This is a genomic window from Rhodococcus erythropolis NBRC 15567 (assembly GCF_001552595.1).
In the GTDB taxonomy this organism is placed as follows: domain Bacteria; phylum Actinomycetota; class Actinomycetes; order Mycobacteriales; family Mycobacteriaceae; genus Rhodococcus_F; species Rhodococcus_F erythropolis.
Map to the genome: position 1 here is coordinate 118,228 of NZ_BCRM01000003.1, position 17,660 is coordinate 135,887.

Annotated in this window: 18 protein-coding genes; 12 read left to right on the plus strand and 6 right to left on the minus strand. The window is 62.8% G+C overall.

The annotated features are described in order from the left end of the window. Positions 1 to 32: 32 nt before the first annotated feature. Positions 33 to 1,148 carry an NAD(P)H-dependent flavin oxidoreductase gene (locus RE4_RS08205; protein ID WP_003945863.1) on the minus strand — a complete coding sequence of 372 codons (1,116 nt, stop codon included), beginning with the start codon at positions 1,146 to 1,148 and terminating at the stop codon, positions 33 to 35. Then, positions 1,148 to 2,821 (minus strand): acyl-CoA synthetase, encoded by a 1,674-nt coding sequence (locus RE4_RS08210; protein ID WP_060938398.1) that lies wholly within the window; start codon positions 2,819 to 2,821, stop codon positions 1,148 to 1,150. Before RE4_RS08210 ends, RE4_RS08205 begins: the two co-directional genes overlap by 1 nt. A gap of 79 nt (positions 2,822 to 2,900) precedes the next feature. Between RE4_RS08210 and RE4_RS08215 the strand changes: the two genes are divergently transcribed. Then, positions 2,901 to 3,725, plus strand: a complete 825-nt coding sequence (locus tag RE4_RS08215) for a crotonase/enoyl-CoA hydratase family protein (RefSeq protein ID WP_007734275.1) — start codon at positions 2,901 to 2,903, stop codon at positions 3,723 to 3,725. A gap of 164 nt (positions 3,726 to 3,889) precedes the next feature. On the opposite strand, the gene RE4_RS08220 is transcribed toward RE4_RS08215, so the two are convergent. Beyond that, positions 3,890 to 4,849 (minus strand): hypothetical protein, encoded by a 960-nt coding sequence (locus RE4_RS08220; protein ID WP_019746981.1) that lies wholly within the window; start codon positions 4,847 to 4,849, stop codon positions 3,890 to 3,892. A gap of 216 nt (positions 4,850 to 5,065) precedes the next feature. Next, complete coding sequence (locus tag RE4_RS08225; RefSeq protein WP_019746980.1) at positions 5,066 to 6,103, minus strand: LLM class F420-dependent oxidoreductase; 1,038 nt, start codon at positions 6,101 to 6,103, stop codon at positions 5,066 to 5,068. Positions 6,104 to 6,176: 73 nt separating this feature from the next. Between RE4_RS08225 and RE4_RS08230 the strand changes: the two genes are divergently transcribed. From RE4_RS08230 to RE4_RS08255, 6 genes are all read left to right on the plus strand, one after another. Continuing rightward, positions 6,177 to 7,154 (plus strand): Zn-ribbon domain-containing OB-fold protein, encoded by a 978-nt coding sequence (locus tag RE4_RS08230; protein ID WP_021342921.1) that lies wholly within the window; start codon positions 6,177 to 6,179, stop codon positions 7,152 to 7,154. A gap of 10 nt (positions 7,155 to 7,164) precedes the next feature. Then, the gene (locus tag RE4_RS08235; protein ID WP_047889541.1) at positions 7,165 to 8,235 is read left to right on the plus strand and encodes a thiolase family protein; all 1,071 of its coding nucleotides are present in this window, start codon (positions 7,165 to 7,167) and stop codon (positions 8,233 to 8,235) included. Beyond that, on the plus strand, positions 8,235 to 9,416 hold the full coding sequence (locus tag RE4_RS08240; RefSeq protein ID WP_003945946.1) for a thiolase family protein: 1,182 nt from the start codon (positions 8,235 to 8,237) through the stop codon (positions 9,414 to 9,416). Before RE4_RS08235 ends, RE4_RS08240 begins: the two co-directional genes overlap by 1 nt. A gap of 35 nt (positions 9,417 to 9,451) precedes the next feature. Further along, positions 9,452 to 10,315 carry a TIGR03619 family F420-dependent LLM class oxidoreductase gene (locus RE4_RS08245; RefSeq protein ID WP_019746978.1) on the plus strand — a complete coding sequence of 288 codons (864 nt, stop codon included), beginning with the start codon at positions 9,452 to 9,454 and terminating at the stop codon, positions 10,313 to 10,315. 9 nt (positions 10,316 to 10,324) lie between these two features. Beyond that, positions 10,325 to 10,735, plus strand: coding sequence for a nuclear transport factor 2 family protein (locus RE4_RS08250; protein WP_019746977.1), 411 nt, complete (start codon positions 10,325 to 10,327; stop codon positions 10,733 to 10,735). A 173-nt stretch (positions 10,736 to 10,908) separates the two neighbouring features. Continuing rightward, complete coding sequence (locus RE4_RS08255) at positions 10,909 to 11,289, plus strand: VOC family protein (RefSeq protein ID WP_020906296.1); 381 nt, start codon at positions 10,909 to 10,911, stop codon at positions 11,287 to 11,289. Positions 11,290 to 11,483: 194 nt separating this feature from the next. Here the strand turns inward: RE4_RS08255 and RE4_RS08260 are convergent, their stop codons facing one another. After that, positions 11,484 to 12,734 carry a cytochrome P450 gene (locus tag RE4_RS08260; protein WP_003945573.1) on the minus strand — a complete coding sequence of 417 codons (1,251 nt, stop codon included), beginning with the start codon at positions 12,732 to 12,734 and terminating at the stop codon, positions 11,484 to 11,486. A 174-nt stretch (positions 12,735 to 12,908) separates the two neighbouring features. Between RE4_RS08260 and RE4_RS08265 the strand changes: the two genes are divergently transcribed. The 4 genes from RE4_RS08265 (at position 12,909) to RE4_RS08280 (ending at position 15,799) form a co-directional block, all read left to right on the plus strand. Continuing rightward, entirely contained in the window at positions 12,909 to 14,072 is a 1,164-nt protein-coding gene (locus RE4_RS08265) for a steroid 3-ketoacyl-CoA thiolase (RefSeq protein ID WP_060938399.1), read from the plus strand. 1 nt (position 14,073) lies between these two features. Then, the gene (locus RE4_RS08270; RefSeq protein WP_030534715.1) at positions 14,074 to 14,562 is read left to right on the plus strand and encodes a nitroreductase family deazaflavin-dependent oxidoreductase; all 489 of its coding nucleotides are present in this window, start codon (positions 14,074 to 14,076) and stop codon (positions 14,560 to 14,562) included. Between the two features lie 57 nt (positions 14,563 to 14,619). Continuing rightward, positions 14,620 to 15,033: a hypothetical protein gene (locus RE4_RS08275; protein WP_021342917.1), complete on the plus strand. Its 414-nt coding sequence runs from the start codon at positions 14,620 to 14,622 to the stop codon at positions 15,031 to 15,033. A 94-nt stretch (positions 15,034 to 15,127) separates the two neighbouring features. Continuing rightward, positions 15,128 to 15,799, plus strand: a complete 672-nt coding sequence (locus RE4_RS08280) for a GNAT family N-acetyltransferase (protein WP_060938400.1) — start codon at positions 15,128 to 15,130, stop codon at positions 15,797 to 15,799. Between the two features lie 67 nt (positions 15,800 to 15,866). Here the strand turns inward: RE4_RS08280 and RE4_RS08285 are convergent, their stop codons facing one another. Further along, the gene (locus RE4_RS08285; RefSeq protein ID WP_020906294.1) at positions 15,867 to 16,781 is read right to left on the minus strand and encodes an SDR family oxidoreductase; all 915 of its coding nucleotides are present in this window, start codon (positions 16,779 to 16,781) and stop codon (positions 15,867 to 15,869) included. A 102-nt stretch (positions 16,782 to 16,883) separates the two neighbouring features. Between RE4_RS08285 and echA20 the strand changes: the two genes are divergently transcribed. After that, positions 16,884 to 17,660, plus strand: a complete 777-nt coding sequence (gene echA20, locus RE4_RS08290) for a (7aS)-7a-methyl-1,5-dioxo-2,3,5,6,7,7a-hexahydro-1H-indene-carboxyl-CoA hydrolase (RefSeq protein ID WP_003945611.1) — start codon at positions 16,884 to 16,886, stop codon at positions 17,658 to 17,660.

The window sequence follows — 17,660 nt, forward strand, 5'->3', positions numbered from 1 at the left end:
ACTCGGCCGAGGGCATACGTACGTGTCATCTACTACTTCATCGAATCCAGTCGGGTTCGCGCGTCCTCGAACCCCGACACCAGCTCTGCCATGACCTCGGCGACCGGTCGGATCTCGTTCATCCGTCCCACGATCTGACCGACGGGCATTGCCACAACTTCCGGGTTCTCCGATGCAGCGATTCTCTGATGAGCGTCGCTGACCAGCAGGTTCTGCAGCGGCATCGGCAAGGGCGCCGGTGCTCCCGGGTTCGACCAGGCTTCCGTCCACTTGGTCTTGAGCAACCGAGCGGGCTTACCCGAGTAGATGCGCGAACGTACGGTGTCGGCCGACGTCGCGCCCAACAGTGCACGCTGAATAGCGGACGGGCCTTCGCCCGACGCACTGCCGAGTTTGTATTCGGATGTGGTGAGCCAGTACGAGCCCATCCACACTCCGGACGCACCGAGTGCAAGTGCAGCAGCTACCTGACGGCCGCTGCCGATACCGCCGGCAGCCAGTACAGCAGCTGAATCGCCCAGTGCATCAACGATTTCCGGAACGAGAACCATCGAGGCAATTTCGCCGGTGTGACCGCCGGCCTCGTAGCCCTGCGCGATCACGATGTCGACACCGTTCTCGACGTGACGACGTGCGTGCTCGACGGCGCCGGCCAGTGCTGCTACCGGAACGCCTTTCTCGTGTGCCTGATCGATGACGTCCTTCGGCGGCGATCCCAGTGCATTCGCAATCAACGCGATCCGGTGTCCCAGAGCAACATCGACGTGAGACCGCGCCACCGAGTGAAGCCATCCCAGTACGCCGGTCGCATGCTCGACGTCGTCGGAAAGCGGCGGCACACCGAGCTCGTCGAGCGTGCGGTTGACGAAGGCGCGGTGCTCCTCCGGAATCAGCTTGTCGAGATCGACGGCGCCGCCCTCTGTCGGCACCTTGGCCGGCATGACGATGTCGACGCCGTACGGCTTACCGTCTGTGTTCTCGTCCATCCACGTCAGTGCGGCTTCGAGTTCTTCCGGGTCGTTGAACCGGACACAACCGAGCACACCGAGACCACCCGCGCGACTGATGGCGGCCGCGACGTGCTCGGAAGGAGTGAATCCGAAGATCGGGTATTCGATGCCGAACTTGTCGGCGAGATCCGAACGCATCAGGCTTCCACGCTTTCGTTTGCGGACGACACAGGAGCGCCGTTTCCGTTGTGATCATCGGCCTCGCGCGATTCCGTTTCGGCCTTCGCCCAGCGGTAGTCGGGCTTGCCGGCCGGATTGCGCTTGATCTGGTCGACGAACCACACACTGCGCGGAACCTTGTATCCGGCAATCTCTTTGCGCGCTGCGGTGGCGATGTCGTGCAACGTCGGCGACGTGCCTTCACGTACCTGAACCACTGCGGCAACCCGCTGACCGAAGCGCTCGTCGGGGATACCGACCACCAGCACGTCGAAGATGTCCGGGTGCGCCTTCAAAGCGCCTTCGACCTCTTCCGGGTAAACCTTCTCACCGCCGCTGTTGATGGACACCGAACCGCGGCCGAGCATCGTGACCGTGCCGTCGGCTTCGACCTGCGCATAGTCGCCGGGGATCGAGTAGCGAACGCCATTGATGGTGCGGAAGGTTTCGGCCGTCTTGACCTCGTCCTTGTAGTAGCCGAGCGGGATGTTGCCCTTGCGCGCGAGCATGCCGCGCTTGCCCGATCCTGGTTCGACCTCGTTGCCGTCGTCGTCGAGAACCGTTGTGGAGGCGTCGATCTTGACCGTCGGACCGCCAGTGTGCTTCTGACCCTTGCTCAGCACGGCGAGTCCGCCGAAGCCGGTCTCGGATGCTCCGATGGAGTCGGTCAGCAGGCGGTTGGGCAACAGTTCGAGGAACTGCTCCTGGATGCTCGGCGAGAAGAGTGCAGCACTGCTGGCCATCACGTAGAGCGTCGAAAGATCGTACGGCTCACCCGTCTTTGGATTGCCGGCGATCAGTGCGTCGAGCATCGGACGGCCCATCGCGTCACCCGTGATGAAGATCAGGTTGACCTTGTGCTTGTCGATGTTCTGCCACACCTCGTGGGCGTCGAATTCCGGGTGCATCAAACAGGTTCCGCCTCCGAAGAGGCTGTGGAACACCGCAGACTGCGAACCACCGTGAATCATCGGGGGAATCGGGTAGCGGATCATGCTCGGGTTGGCTGCGCCGACCTTCGCCATCTCGTACTCGTCCTCGACCGGAACTCCGGTCACGAAGTTGATGCCGCCGCCGAGAACACGCCACCAGTCCTCGTGGCGCCACATGACGCCCTTGGGACTTCCGGTGGTGCCGCCGGTGTAGAGCATGAAGATGTCGTCGTTGCTGCGCTCTTCGAAATCACGCTCACCCGAACTCTGCGCGAGTGCGTCCTCGTAGCCGATGCCGAAAGCACTGAAGTCCAGATCGGTGCCGTCCTCGACCACGATGACGGACTTGACCTTGGGAGTATTCGGCAGGACGTTCGCGACCTTGTCCGAGTAGCGGCGCTCATGAATGAGCGCAACCATGTCGGAGTTGTCGAAGATGTACTGCAACTCGTTCTCGACGTACCGGTAGTTGATGTTGACCATCACGGCCCGGATTTTGAAAACGGCGACCATGGCCTCGATCGCCTCGATGACGTTCCGGCAGTAGATGCCGACCTTGTCACCCGGCTGAACGCCATGTTCACGCAGGTAGTGACCGAGGCGGTTTGCTCGGTCCTCCAACTGCGCATAAGTCATCTCGCGGTTGTCCGAGACCAGCGCAACGCGGTCCGGAACGAGGTCGATTGCGTGCTCTACGAAGTCTGCGATGTTAAGGGCCACGAGTTCAAAGTAGAACGTGTTACCGTTTCTGGCAAGACCCAATTTGAGAGCCAGCTCACAGACCCGCCAGGAGCCATCAGTGTCCACTTCGACGACCGAAAAATCAGACATTTCGGAAACCGCGCCGCATTGCCTCGTGGAGAAGCGTGGCCACGTTCTCATCGTGACCATGAATCGCCCCGAACGTAAGAACGCCATCACCGGCGAAATGATGGCGATCATGGTCGACGCCTGGGATCAGGTCGACAACGACCCCGAAATCCGCGTCGCGATCCTCACCGGAGCTGGCGGCGACTTCTGCGCCGGCGCCGACCTCAAGAACATGTCCGCCAAGCCTCCGGGAGATTCCTTCGCGGGCGGCGGCGTCGACATGTCCAAGATCGAAGGTCTACTCAAGGGTCGCCGGTTGACCAAGCCGCTGATCGCTGCGGTCGAGGGTGCAGCCATCGCCGGCGGAACCGAAATCCTGCAGGGCACCGACATCCGCGTCGCGGGCGAGAGCGCCAAGTTCGGCGTCTCCGAAGCCAAGTGGGGGCTCTTCCCGCTCGGCGGTTCCGCGGTGCGTCTCGTTCGACAGATTCCGTACACGATCGCAGCCGACATCCTGCTCACCGGTCGTCACATCAAGGCTCCGGAGGCCAAGGAGATCGGGCTCATCGGCCACGTCGTCCCGGACGGTCAGGCCCTCGACAAGGCGCTGGAGCTCGCGGACCTGATCAGTGCAAACGGCCCCCTCGCCGTGCAGGCGATTCTCAAGACCATCCGCGACACCGAGGGTATGCACGAGGAAGAGGCCTTCCAGATCGACGCGCAGCTGGGCATGAAGGTGTTCATGAGCGCGGACGCCAAGGAGGGCCCGCGAGCCTTCGGTGAGAAGCGGGCGCCCCAGTTCAAGGGTGTCTGAGTCAGGGTTGTCCGACCCACCCCCCTTTCCCCCTCTCGGTGCACCGGTGCCCTATCCCGTCCCACTCTGCACAGCACCGCTCCCCACACCACCGCTCTGCGCACCACCGCTCCCCGATCGCGTGAACGTATCGCTCCCCTTGTCTGACAAGGGGAGCGATACGTTCACCCTCCGGGTCTGGCACTGATTGACACCCTCGGACGCGGCCGTGACGCGGCCAGCGCAAAATGCGCACGCAGGTCGCTTATCACGCGCTCGGGCTCTGCGCGCAACGCGCTCGGCACAGTCGGAAGCACGATGATGCCCGCGTTCTGCATACGAGTCCGACGCTCGACCGTCGCCCGGTAGTCCCCAGGTGACAGATGCCAGTCCAGTGAATCGATGTCCCACGCAAAAGCCACAGAATCGATCCACCCGTCGGGCATTGCAATGAATTTCCCATTTGCGTCGCAGATCTCACGGTTGAATACCATTTCGGGCAGCCCGGTTCTCCTCCAGAGCTCGCGGGCCTCTGCCTCCGGCACCGAATGCACGTTGGCATCCACCTCCCGCAAAACTTTGCGGGGCAACGCGCTACCGCGAATACTTCCGGCTTCCAACTCTTTGGACAGATCACGAACCACAACGTCACCTCGTTGAACGACGTCTGCAATCAACGCGCGAGCACTATCCAAAGTCTTGCATCGCCGTGCAGCATCGAGTACCGCCCGAACCAGTGGCGCGCAATCAATTCCGCTACGTGTCAGTGGCGTCGGCAGCCTTACAGTCCTTTCGACCACGACGAATCCGGTCGATTGCACCCTGCGATGCATGGGCATCAAGATTTGAACCTCGCCGGAGTGCGGACGATAGCCATGCTGCGCCATAGCGGCTTTTCCAGTGACCATCGATCCGCGGCCGCAGAACATCAATGCAGCGATCGTGCGCTGTCGCGGCGTCGGATAACCGTTCCCCAGCAGAACTATGCCGGGAAGCATTCGCTGCCAAGTACCGCCCGTGCGGCATCGCCCGGCAATCGCTGTGTCCGACACACCCAATCTGGTCAGCTCTGCCACGCGAATTACGCCATCCGTGCTCGCAACGATCAGCACACTCGGATCGTCTCCCCATTCGCCCCTTCTCATGGAGACATCATGGGCTTTCCCGGCCGCGCAGGCCCTTGCCAATCAGGCATTTACACCGACCTGTGGATAACCCTCCGCCCTGTGAACGTATCGCTCCCCTTGTCAGAGAAGGGCAGCGATACGTTCACGCGATGTGGCAGGAGGCTGGCGGCGGCACTGAGGTTGGGAAATTAGTGCTCGAGCATTCCGTTCGCTCGAAAAAAGGGGGTGCCCCGCTCAACCACCGACCGCGGCCGCGAGCTCTCGCACATGGTCGGCGTCGCGGCAGGTCACCAGCAGCATCGTGACTCCGGCTTCCTCCCAACGCTTCACGTCTGCGCGCACCTCGTCGACGTTGCCGATGATCATGGTCTCGGTGACCATCTCGTCGGGGACGACGGCAGCAGCTTCGTCCTTGCGACCCGACATGAAGAGGCGACCGATCTCGTCGACCTCCTTCTCGTAGCCCATCCGCTTGTAGACCTGTGCGTGAAAGTTCAACTCCGGGGCGCCCATTCCGCCGACGTAGAGGGCGGTCATCGGCTTGAGAGCGGCGATGGCGGCGGCACGATCGTCGGTCACGATGACCTGGCACGTGGCGGCCACCTCGAAGTCTTCGCGACTACGACGGGCCCCGGCGCGAGCGAAGCCTTCGTCGAGCCACTTGTTGTACATCGGGGCCAGGCGCGGGGTGTAGTAGATCGCCAGCCACCCGTCGGCGATTTCACCGGCGAGCGCGACGTTCTTCGGCCCTTCGGCGCCGAGCCAGATCGGGATGTCCGCACGCAGCGGGTGCGTAATGGGCTTGAGCGGCTTGCCAAGTCCCGAACTGCCCGGCCCCGCATACGGCAGAGGGTAGTGGGGGCCGGGGCTGGTGACGGGCGCTTCACGGGCGAGGACCTGGCGCACGATCGAGACGTATTCGCGGGTGCGCGCGAGCGGCTTCTCGAATGGCTGGCCGTACCAACCTTCGACGACCTGCGGGCCGGATACGCCGAGCCCGAGGATCGTTCGCCCACCGTTGAGGTGATCGAGAGTGAGCGCGTGCATGGCACAGCTGGTCGGTGTTCGTGCCGAAATCTGTACGACGGACGTGCCGAGACGGACGTTCTCGGTCCGAGATCCCCACCAGGCAAGCGGGGTGAAGGCGTCCGAGCCCCACGACTCCGCCGCGAAGACCGCGTCGAATCCCGCGCCTTCCGCGGCCTCGATCAGTTCCGGGGCGTTTGCCGGCGGCTGTGCGCCCCAGTATCCGAGTTGCAACCCAAGCTTCATCGCAGGCCTCCACATTGCCGGTGATCAGAAGTGACTCTTGCCACAATCTCTAGAACCTGTTCTACTCGATCTTGTGACCATCGGAAAGAGCGGGGTGGCCGACAAGCCCCTGAGCGCACCATTGAATCTCCATTTCGACTACACCAGATCGACGGGACCGACCATCGGCGCGTTCGTGACTGCCCTGCGTGATCGCAAGGTGATCGGCGCACGTGGGTCGAACGGTCGTGTCTTCGTGCCGCCACCGGAATTCGATCCGGATACGGCCGAACCACTGACCGACTTCGTCGGAGTCTCCGACGGCGGAACGGTCGTGAGTTGGACGTGGATGCCCGAACCCATCGAGGGTCAACCCCTGACGAAGCCTTTCGCGTGGGCCCTGATCAAGCTCGACGGCGCGGACACGTCCATGCTCCACGCGGTCGACGTCGACTCCCCCGACGACATCAGCACCGGCCTGCGGGTTCGTGCTCGCTGGGCGTCGGAGCGGATCGGGCAGATCAAGGACATCGAGTGCTTCGAACCAGGTGAGAGCGAAAATGGAATCGCGACAGTCGATTCCACCGCCGATCCTGTCACCATGATCACGACGCCTGTCGACCTGCACTTCATGCATTCCGCTTCGGCCGAGGAGAGCTTCTACCTCCGTGGTCTCGCAGAAGGCAAGCTGATCGGTGGTCGCAGCGGACCCGAAGACAAGATCTACATCCCACCGCGCGGCGCGAATCCCACCAACGGGAAGCCGACGAGCGAGCAGATCGAACTGCCCGACAAGGGAATTGTCACCACCTTCTGCATCGTCAACGTCCCGTTCCTCGGGCAGCGAATCAAACCGCCCTACGTGGCCGCCTACGTGCTTCTCGACGGGGCTGACATTCCGTTCCTGCACTTGATCCTCGAATGTGATGCCGCGGACGTACGCATGGGCATGCGCGTCGAAGCCAAGTGGAAGCCTCGCGAAGAGTGGGGTTACACCCTCGAGAACATCGAATACTTCCGGCCGACAGGTGAACCCGACGCCGAGTACTCCACCTTCCAACACCACCTGTGAGGCTCCTGAAATGACTTCTGCAGACATCGCAGTCGTGGGCTTTGCTCAGGCACCCCACGTCCGCGAAACCAACGGCACCACCAACGGCGTCGAGATGCTCGTCCCGTGCTTCCAGCAGCTCTACAGCGATCTGGGAATCACCAAGTCCGACATCGGCTTCTGGTGCTCCGGATCTTCCGATTACCTGGCCGGTCGAGCGTTCTCCTTCATCTCGGCCATCGACTCCATCGGAGCGGTCCCGCCGATCAACGAATCTCACGTCGAGATGGATGCTGCGTGGGCCTTCTACGAAGCGTGGATCAAGATCTTGACCGGCGAGGTCGAGACCGCGCTGGTGTACGGCTTCGGCAAATCCTCCGCCGGGCACCTGCGCAAGATCCTGTCCATGCAGCTCGATCCGTACCTCGTCACTCCGCTGTGGCCGGACTCCGTCTCGATCGCCGGACTTCAAGCCCGACTCGGACTCGACGCGGGTAAGTGGACGCAAGAGGACATGGCGGAGGTTGCCGCTCGCAGCCGTCGTCACGCGCTGAGTAATCCGAAGGCTCAGCTCGCGGGCGAGGTCGACATCGAGGCACTACTCGCCAGCCCGTTCCTCGCAGATCCGTTGCGCGCACACGATTGTGCGCCCATCACCGATGGTGCGGCAGCAATCGTCCTGGCCTCGGGCAATCGCGCCCGCGATCTCTGCGATCGGCCGGCGTGGATCACCGGACTCGAGCATCGCATCGACTCCCCCAACCTGGGTGCACGTGACCTGACCACCTCACCGTCCACTACGTCGGCAGCCAAGGCGGCAACGGGCGGCGAGGTCGGCAACATCGACGTCGCCGAACTGCACGCACCGTTCACTCACCAGGAATTGATCTTGAAGGAAGCGATCGGCCTGACCGACGCCACCACGATCAATCCGTCCGGCGGTCCGCTCAGCGGCAACCCACTGTTCGCCGGTGGTCTGGAACGAATCGGCCACGCCGCCAAGGCAATCTTCGACGGCCAGGCGAATCGCGCTCTGGCCCATGCAACAAGCGGCCCTGTGCTGCAGCAGAACCTGGTAGCAGTCTTGGAGGGACGGAACTGATGGCCGGAACGCCTCAACTCGCGGCCGTGCTCGGCACCGGCCAAACTCACTACGTCGCAAAGCGTCATGATGTCTCGATGGCGGGCTTGGTTCGTGAAGCCATCGACGCCGCGATGCTCGACGCCAACGTCGGCTGGGACGACATCGACGCCGTCGTCATCGGAAAGGCCCCCGACCTGTTCGAGGGTTCGATGATGCCCGAACTCGCCATGTCGGATGCCCTTGGCGCCAACGGAAAGCCGTTGCTGCGTGTTCACACTGCCGGCTCGGTGGGTGGTTCGACGGCTATCGTCGCCTCCAGCCTGGTCAAATCCGGTGTCCACAAGCGCGTTCTGACGGTTTCCTGGGAGAAGCAGTCCGAGTCGAACGCCATGTGGGCGCTGTCCACACCGGTACCGTTCAACATGCCTGTTGGCGCCGGCGCCGGTGGATACTTCGCCCCGCACGTCCGTTCGTACATTCGTCGATCGGGCGCACCGGAGCACATCGGCTACCTCGTCGCGGTGAAAGATCGGCTCAACGGCAGCCTCAATCCGTATGCGCACCTGCGGCAGCCGGACATCACCTTCGAATCGGTGCAGGCATCTCAGATGCTCTGGGATCCGATCCGCTACGACGAGACCTGCCCGTCCTCGGACGGCGCGTGCGCTCTGGTGATCGGCAACGAGGAAGCGGCCGCACAGGTCGAGGCCGAGGGTCGTTCGGTCGCGTGGATCCACGCGACGGCGATGCGCACCGAGCCGACCTTCTATGCCGGACGCGATCAGGTCAATCCGCAGGCCGGCCGTGACGCCGCGGCCGCGCTGTGGAAGTCCGCGGGAATCACCGATCCGCTCAACGAAATCGACTGCGCCGAAATCTATGTCCCGTTCTCGTGGTTCGAGCCGATGTGGCTCGAGAACCTCGGTTTCGCGGAGGAAGGCCAGGGATGGAAGCTGACCGAGGCCGGCGAAACCGCGATCGGCGGCAAGCTCCCGGTCAATGCCTCGGGCGGTGTTCTCTCTTCCAACCCGATCGGCGCCTCGGGCATGATCCGTTTTGCCGAGTCGGCGATGCAGGTCATGCACCGCGCCGGCGATCACCAGGTGGCCGACGCGCGCAAGGCTCTCGGCCATGCCTACGGCGGTGGCTCGCAGTACTTCTCGATGTGGGTCGTCGGCTCCGAACGTCCCACCACGTAACAGCAGCACACACGCCGATCAGGAAGAGGCCGAAGATGAAGTACACCGTCGGGGTTGCCATGAACCCCTTGGACCAGTTAGCCGGTATCGCCAAAACGGCCGAAGAATGCGGCTTTTCGTCGATCGCTCTCCCCGATTCACTGTTCTTCATGGAAACGCAGGCGGCGGATTACCCATACACCCCGGACGGGTCTCGGATGTGGAATGCCGAGACCCCCTGGGTCGATCCGCTGATCGCCGCAGCTGCAATGGGCGCGGTGACCGAGAAGATCGAGTTCTACACCCAGGTGCTCAAGCTGGGTAGCCGCAATCCGGTCCTGCTCGCGCGGCAGGTCGGATCTGTAGCGGCATTGACGAACAACCGTTTCGGCTTCGGCGTCGGAATCGGTTGGGCTCCCGAAGAGTTCGAGTGGTGCGGCGCTCCGTACAAGCGTCGCGGCGCCCGAGTGGACGAGATGATCGACGTTCTCAAACTTATTCTCGGCGGCGGGATGGTCGAGTATCACGGCGAGTTCTTCGATTTCGATCGCCTGCAGATGAGTCCAGCTCCCACCAAGCCGGTTCCGTTCTACGTCGGCGGCCACACCGAGGTGGCACTCAAGCGTGCTGCGCGAGTCGGCGACGGTTGGACCTCGGCGATGATCAAGTTCGACGACCTGGTGGGTGTGATCGCACGACTACGCGAACTGCGCGCCGAGTACGGCCGCGAGAACGAGCCGTTCGAAATCCAGACGGTGTGCATCGACCGTTTCGGCAAGGACGGTTACGCAGAACTCGAAGATGCCGGCGTCACGGACATCATCACCGTACCTTGGGTTTTCGACGGAATCGGCTTCGATGCCCCGCTGGAGGCAAAGCAGGATTCGATGCGTAAGTTCGCCGAGCAGTACATCAACTGAGGAGTCGCGATGACTGACGAACACCCCGCCCGCGTCGCGGGTAACGCTTCGCGCGCCGCAGCGAGTGGCAAGAACAAGGAAGCCTGGCTGGACCTCTTCGCCGAGGACGGTTGGGTGGAGGATCCGGTCGGGCCGTCGGGATTCGATCCCGAAGGCAAAGGCCATCACGGACGCGAAGCGATCTCCAAGTTCTACGACATGACGATCGCGACCGCGGACAAGCTCGAGTTTCTGATCGACGATTCACTGGTGTGCGGCAACGAGAACGTCAACATCGGCAAGATCCGGACCACCATCGGCGGCTCGATCATCGACGCCGAGGGCGTGTTCGTCTATCGCGTGAACGACGCAGGCAAGATCGCGTCGCTTCGAGCATTCTGGGAAGTGGACCGTGCGATGAAGACGGCACGCAAAGCCTGAGAACCCACAGTACGAGAGCGGCCCCGGTCATCGACCGGGGCCGCTCTCGTCGTATTCGAATCAGCCTGTCGTACTTGCACCGAGAACCCTGAAATGGTTTCCTGGTTGCCAACGTCGCGTGTCGATGACGGACTGCGTCAGGCATGGAGGCGTCGTACTGCAAGGGGTCACTCATGACCATTTCGTTCAATCACACCATCATCGCCGCAAAAGACCGCCAAGAGTCTGCGTGGTTCTTCACTCACATGTTCGGTCTGCCAGGCCCGGTCGAAGCCGGTTACTTTCTCGGCGTCGAACTCGAGCACGGGGTGACACTGGACTTCGCACAGGTGGAAGAGGGCGCCGAGGTTGCGTCTCAGCACTACGCTTTCCTCGTCTCCGAAGATGACTTCGACGGCATCTACCAGCGGATACAGGCGTTGAAACTTGATCACTGGGCCGATCCGCGCCAGTCGAGTACCGGCTTCAACACCAACGACGGTGGGCGTGGGGTCTACTTCCTCGACCCGTCGGGGCATTTCCTGGAAGCGATCACCAAGCCATACGGCGGCTGAATTAGAGATTGAACTACAAACGGCGGCGCCTACGGGAGATGAGGGATCCCGCAGACGCCGCCGCAGTTCCAGGTTGCCAACTAGTGGCCCCCCGGAACGTCTACTGTAGTTCTGCGTGTTCGAGAGTGCAGAGGCAACTCCCGAAAACCTACACAGAACCTACTCGCCGGTTACCAGGTCAGTATATGTCCGGATCAGTGTTTGACCGGGCAGCCCGATGTCTTGTAATCAACCTGAAACTCTTTGATGCCGTTGAGCCAGCCCGAGCGCAGGCGACGGGGATCGCCGAGCCTGGTGATATCGGGTAGGTGATCGGCGATCGCATTGAAGATCAGATCGATTTCGAGACGAGCCAAGTTGGCGCCGATGCAGAAGTGCGCACCCGTGCCGCCGAATCCGAGGTGCGGATTGGGGTCACGCATGATGTCGAACTTCGTGGGGTTCTCGAAGACGTCTTCGTCGAAGTTGGCCGACGCGTACATCATCACGACGCGATCGCCCTTCTTGATCTTCTGTCCCCCGAGTTCGGTGTCTTCGAGCGCGGTCCGCTGGAAAGAGGTCACCGGGGTGGCCCAACGAACGATCTCGTCGGCCGCAGTCTTCGGGCGTTCCTTCTTGTACAGCTCCCACTGGTCGGGATTGTCGAGGAAGGCAACCATGCCGTGTGTGATGGCATTGCGAGTGGTCTCGTTACCCGCGACCGCAAGCAGAATCACGAAGAAGCCGAATTCCTCTGGGGAGAGCTCATTTCCGTCGATGTCAGCTTCGATGAGCTTGGTGACGATGTCATCGGCGGGACACTTCTTGCGCTGATCCGCCATCTGGTACGCGTATCCCAGAATCTCCATCGACGCTGCCTGCGGGTCGATGTCGAACTCGGGGTCGTCGTAGGACGTCATCTGGTTGGACCAGTCGAAGAGCTTCATTCGATCTTCCTGCGGCACACCGAGAAGCTCGGCGATTGCCTGCAGCGGAAGTTCGGACGCGACCTGAACCACGAAGTCTCCGGCACCACCGGCAGCCGCAGTCTTGACGATCTTTTCGGCGCGCTCGGTCAGTTCTTCGCGCAGGCTGTTGATGGCTCGCGGGGTGAATCCACGCGAAACCAGCTTGCGAAGCTTGGTGTGCTCCGGAGCGTCCTTGTTGATGAGGATGAATCGCTGCATCTCGACGTTCTCGCGCGGGATGTCGTCGGCGAAGCGAGGAATCGCAGTGTTCTCGTGGGTCGAGAAGATGTCGCTTCGCTGCGAGACCTCCTTGACCTCTTCATGACGGGTGACCACCCAGAAGCCCTCGTCCTGGAATCCACCGATTTCCGGGGGCTGCGGATTCCACCACACGGGGGCCGTCTTCCGGAGTTCGGCGAACTCCTCGAACGGCATGCGTTCCGCGTAGATGTCGGGGTCCGTGAAGTCGATTCCCTCGGGGAATGCGGGCTGTGCCACTGATGTCTCCTGCCCTAAGCCTTTTCATCACAGGGGTGATGGGGATCCGTGATGTGTAACACGTTCTACTCTCATTGAAACACAAGCCTGCTTACTAGGAAAGGAAACGTCGACAGGTCTTGCTTCCCGCAGAGAACCTGTTCTACTTTTTCATTACAAGGAAAGGAGCCCGCTGTGGGCACACCAGTAATCGTCGAGGCTGTCCGTACACCGATCGGCAAGCGCGGAGGTTGGCTCGCCGGTCTGCACGCCGCCGAGATCCTCGGAGCGGCACAAAAGGGCGTTCTCGACCGGTCGGGAATCGACCCGTTGCTGATCGAGCAGGTGATCGGCGGCTGCGTCACCCAGGCCGGCGCTCAGTCCAACAACATCACGCGCACGGCCTGGCTGCACGCCGGACTTCCGTGGCAGACCGGCGCAACCACCGTGGACTGCCAGTGTGGTTCGGCCCAGCAGGCGAACCATCTGATCGCCGGACTGATTGCCACCGGCGCCATCGACGCCGGCGTCGCCTGCGGCATCGAAGCCATGAGCCAGGTTCCCCTCGGCGCCAACGTCGGCGATCAGGCCGGACCGCGTCGGCCGGCGACGTGGGACATCGACATGCCCAACCAGTTCGAAGCTGCGGAACGCATCGCGCGTCGACGCGGACTGACCCGCGACGACATCGAAGCCCTCGGCGTCCGCTCGCAGGCGCTGGCCAAGCAGGCCTGGGAGGAAGGGCGTTTCGACCGCGAGGTTCTCGAACTTTCGGCGCCCCAGGTCGACAAGGAAGGAAACCTCACGGGCGAGACGAAGCTCGTCAATCGCGATCAGGGCCTGCGCGATACGACGGCCGAGTCCCTAGCCCGACTGAAGCCCGTCCTCGAAGGCGGGATTCACACGGCCGGAACGTCTTCCCAGATCTCCGACGGCGCGGCCGCAGTCCTGCTCATGGACGAGGACAAGGCCCGCGCACTCGGGTTGAAGCCGCGAGCCCGCATCATCGCCCAGGCGCTGGTCGGCTCGGAACCGGAATTCCACCTCGACGGACCGGTGCAGGCAACCAGCCGTGTCCTGGAGAAGAGCGGAATGAAGATCGGCGACCTCGATCTGTTCGAGATCAACGAAGCATTCGCGTCCGTCGCACTGTCCTGGGCTCAGGTACACGAACCTGACTTCGACAACGTCAATGTCAACGGCGGCGCGCTCGCTCTCGGCCATCCGGTTGGCAGCACGGGCTCTCGACTGATCACCACCGCACTGCACGAACTCGAGCGTCGCAACGGCTCGACGGCTCTGATCACGATGTGCGCCGGCGGCGCGCTGGCCACCGGAACCATCATCGAGCGTATCTGAGATGACTACTCCCCCAGCTAAACCCAAGGGACTCGACGCTCCGGCGACGGTCAAGATCATCAAGTGGATGTCGAAGGCAAACGTCGCCATGTATCGCGCCACCGACGGGCGGCTGGGTAGCAAGTGGCGGGTCGGCAGCGCGTTCCCACGCGGGCTGCCGATCTGCCTGCTCACCACCACCGGTCGCAAATCCGGCGAGGAGCGGATCAGTCCGTTGCTGTTCCTCGAGGACGGCGAGAACGTGATTCTGGTGGCGTCGCAAGGAGGTCTTCCGAAGAACCCGATGTGGTACCTCAACATCAAGGCGGACCCGGTGGTGACGGTGCAGATCAAGTCTCGGATCCGATCGATGAAAGCCCGCGTCTCCACCGAGGACGAGCGCGCTCGGCTTTGGCCGATGTTGACGGCGATGTATCCGGATTTCGACAACTATCAGGCCTGGACCGACCGGGTCATTCCCGTCATCGTGTGCGAGCCGCTGAAGAAATAAACGGACTGTTTACAACAAAACGTTTACATCGGCCCGGGTTCGTGCCAGCCTGGGTTCATGACCGATGACCAGTTCAGACCGATCGATTCCGGCCGCGAACGCGCACATCGCGAGTACGCCGGACTCTTTCGGATCAGCGAGCGCCACGGCGCGACCCAAAGCCAGCGCGCGCGGCAATCTCATCCGGAGATGCTCGAGCCCTACGGCGCGGTGCGCGTCGTGGCTCGTCTTGCCGGCGGCACCGACACACCGCAGCCGAACGAACCCGAGGTCGACGACGCCGATGTCATGGCTGCGTTGACTCTGATTCCCAAGGCCCGAGCCGAAATGGAACAGCTGGAAGCGCTGTTCCTCGGAATTGCCCGCGAACGGGGCATGACCTGGCAAGATATTGCCTTCGGACTCGGGCTCGGCAGCACTCAAGCTGCCCGCCAGCGCTACGAACGGCTCGTTCGCCGCACCGGAGGCTGAACACGTGCCATAACGAGCGAGTTGGAGCACTATTGACTCGTACGGTCCGCACGGCGTTTCGACAGAGCCTCGAACACAGCAAGGAGTCGCATATATGACGACGCATATTCAAGATCAAATCCTGGACCGACGCGAGATCACCTCAGCCCTCGTGCGTGCGCTGGAGCGTCGCCACGAGGTGCTGGACGCAGTGGTCGACAGCAAGGACCACCAGGAGGCACTAACCACCGTCGCGGAACTCCTCGGCACGTCGGAAGCAAATGCCGAAGCAGTTCTGAGCCTCAAGTTCAGTGCGCTCACCAAGGCTGCGCGCGATCGCATCCAGGGCGAGCTGGAGAATCTCGACGCCACTCTCGAATGGACGACGCTCGATCGTCCCGCGAGCAGCGGGCAGAACTTCACCCTGCGTCCGTTCAGCGACAGCGCAGAAGACAAGGCGCTGTTCACGATTCGTTCGGGCGAGCAGCTCGGCGAAGACGGCAAGCCGTGGAGCGAGGATCGGATCGAAGCTGAGCGCGTCGGTGGCCTCGGCCGGATCGACGACGAGACCGCTGCCTGGTTCGTCGCCGAGGACGTCTCCGGTGACGGCTCGAAGAGCGTCGGCCTGGTCTTCGGCGAACTCGACGGCCAAGAGGTCAACGTGGCGATCTGGATCGCGCCGGAATCTCGCAAGAAGGGCTACGGCACAGCCTGCGTGAAGCATTCGCGGCGCGAGCTCGCCGCAGAGTTCCCCGGCACCGTGTTGGTGGTTCGGGCGCCTGCGTAGGCGGCACACCACCTGTGAGTGGTTAAGGAGTCCCTGCACTCCTTAACCACTCACGGGGCCGGAGGCCCTACGCTCCGTACACCGGCGTCGGAATCTCCGCCTTCTCCAACAGCGTTGCCACGACGGGCCCGATCTCCTTCGGGTCCCAACGGTCACCCTTGTCCTCGCTCGGGCCGTGACGCCAGCCCTCCGCGACGGTGATCTTTCCGCCCTCGACCTCGAACACCCGCCCCGTGACGTCCTTGGACTCGGCGCTACCGAGCCAGACGACCAGCGGCGAGATGTTCTCGGGCGCCATGGCATCGAAGCCCTCTTCGGGAGCTGCCATCGACTCGGCCATCGCCCCACCCGCGCCGACGGTCATGCGCGTGCGCGCAGCAGGCGCGATCGCGTTGACACTGACGCCGTAATTCTTGAGCTCGGCTGCGGCCTGGATGGTCATCTCGGCGATACCGGCCTTCGCCGCAGCGTAGTTACCCTGGCCGATCGAACCTTGCAGTCCTGCACCCGAACTGGTGTTGATGATGCGTGCGTCGACGGTCTTGCCTGCCTTGGCCTCAGCGCGCCAGTAGGCAGCAGCGTGACGCAGCGGCGCGAAGTGCCCCTTGAGGTGCACGCGAATCACCGCGTCCCACTCGCCTTCGCTCATGCCGACCAGCATGCGGTCCCGCAGGAAGCCCGCGTTGTTCACGAGTACGTCCAGGCCACCGAAGGTGTCGATCGCGGTCTTGATCAGATTCTCGGCGCCCGCCCAGTCGGCGACGTCGTCTCCGTTGACCACTGCTTGGCCACCGGCGGCGATGATCTCCGCGACAACCTGCTCGGCCGGACTCTCACCGGTCTCGGAACCGTCGGCACCCGCACCGATGTCGTTGACGACGACCTTGGCGCCCTCGGCAGCAAACGCCAAGGCATGCGCACGTCCGATCCCGCGACCAGCCCCGGTGATGATGACTACGCGTCCGTCGACCAATCCACTCATATTTGTCTCCTAATGCACTCTGCTCGGGCTTGTCGGCTCCGCTTGTGTGCTAACTTACCAAGCAATCGCTTGGTTTGGTACACAGACGTAAGGAATCCCGATATGGGCATCAGCACCTCCTCCGACGGAACCGGCATCACCACGGTCACCATCGACTACGCGCCGGTCAATGCAATCCCGTCCAAGGGATGGTTCGAGCTTGCCGACGCCATCCTCGACGCGGGCAAGGATCTCAACACTCACGTGGTGATCCTGCGAGCCGAGGGACGCGGATTCAACGCCGGCGTCGACATCAAGGAGATGCAGGCGACCGAGGGATTCGACGCACTGGTCGCCGCCAACCGCGGTTGCGCCGCGGCCTTCGCAGCCGTCTACGACTGCGCTGTACCCGTCGTCGTGGCCGTCAACGGATTCTGTGTCGGCGGTGGCATCGGACTGGTCGGCAACGCGGACGTGATCGTCGCTTCCGACGACGCGATCTTCTCCCTCCCCGAGGTCGACCGCGGCGCACTCGGCGCTGCCACACACCTCTCACGGCTGGTGCCGCAGCACATGATGCGCACGCTCTACTACACCGCACAGAGCGTCGACGCCCACACACTCAAACAGTTCGGCAGCGTCTACGACGTGGTCCCGCGCGAGAAGCTCGACGAGTGCGCTCGCGAGATCGCCGCAAAGATCGCCGCGAAGGACACCCGCATCATCCGGTGCGCCAAGGAAGCCATCAACGGCATCGACCCGGTCGACGTCAAGGGCAGCTACCGCCTCGAGCAGGGCTACACCTTCGAACTCAACCTCCTCGGTGTGTCCGACGAACACCGCGACGAATTCGTCGCCACCGGCAAGCCGCGCGAGAACGCAACCCAGAAGGAAGGCTGA

Bases quoted from the DNA above. Each gene is read 5' to 3' on its own strand.
- RE4_RS08205 (WP_003945863.1), bottom strand. From the start codon at position 1,148: ATGCGTTCGGATCTCGCCGACAAGTTCGGCATCGAATACCCGATCTTC.
- RE4_RS08220 (WP_019746981.1), bottom strand. From the start codon at position 4,849: ATGAGAAGGGGCGAATGGGGAGACGATCCGAGTGTGCTGATCGTTGCG.
- RE4_RS08225 (WP_019746980.1), bottom strand. From the start codon at position 6,103: ATGAAGCTTGGGTTGCAACTCGGATACTGGGGCGCACAGCCGCCGGCA.
- RE4_RS08235 (WP_047889541.1), top strand. From the start codon at position 7,165: ATGACTTCTGCAGACATCGCAGTCGTGGGCTTTGCTCAGGCACCCCAC.
- RE4_RS08240 (WP_003945946.1), top strand. From the start codon at position 8,235: ATGGCCGGAACGCCTCAACTCGCGGCCGTGCTCGGCACCGGCCAAACT.
- RE4_RS08245 (WP_019746978.1), top strand. From the start codon at position 9,452: ATGAAGTACACCGTCGGGGTTGCCATGAACCCCTTGGACCAGTTAGCC.
- RE4_RS08250 (WP_019746977.1), top strand. From the start codon at position 10,325: ATGACTGACGAACACCCCGCCCGCGTCGCGGGTAACGCTTCGCGCGCC.
- RE4_RS08255 (WP_020906296.1), top strand. From the start codon at position 10,909: ATGACCATTTCGTTCAATCACACCATCATCGCCGCAAAAGACCGCCAA.
- RE4_RS08270 (WP_030534715.1), top strand. From the start codon at position 14,074: ATGACTACTCCCCCAGCTAAACCCAAGGGACTCGACGCTCCGGCGACG.
- RE4_RS08275 (WP_021342917.1), top strand. From the start codon at position 14,620: ATGACCGATGACCAGTTCAGACCGATCGATTCCGGCCGCGAACGCGCA.
- RE4_RS08280 (WP_060938400.1), top strand. From the start codon at position 15,128: ATGACGACGCATATTCAAGATCAAATCCTGGACCGACGCGAGATCACC.
- RE4_RS08285 (WP_020906294.1), bottom strand. From the start codon at position 16,781: ATGAGTGGATTGGTCGACGGACGCGTAGTCATCATCACCGGGGCTGGT.
- echA20 (WP_003945611.1), top strand. From the start codon at position 16,884: ATGGGCATCAGCACCTCCTCCGACGGAACCGGCATCACCACGGTCACC.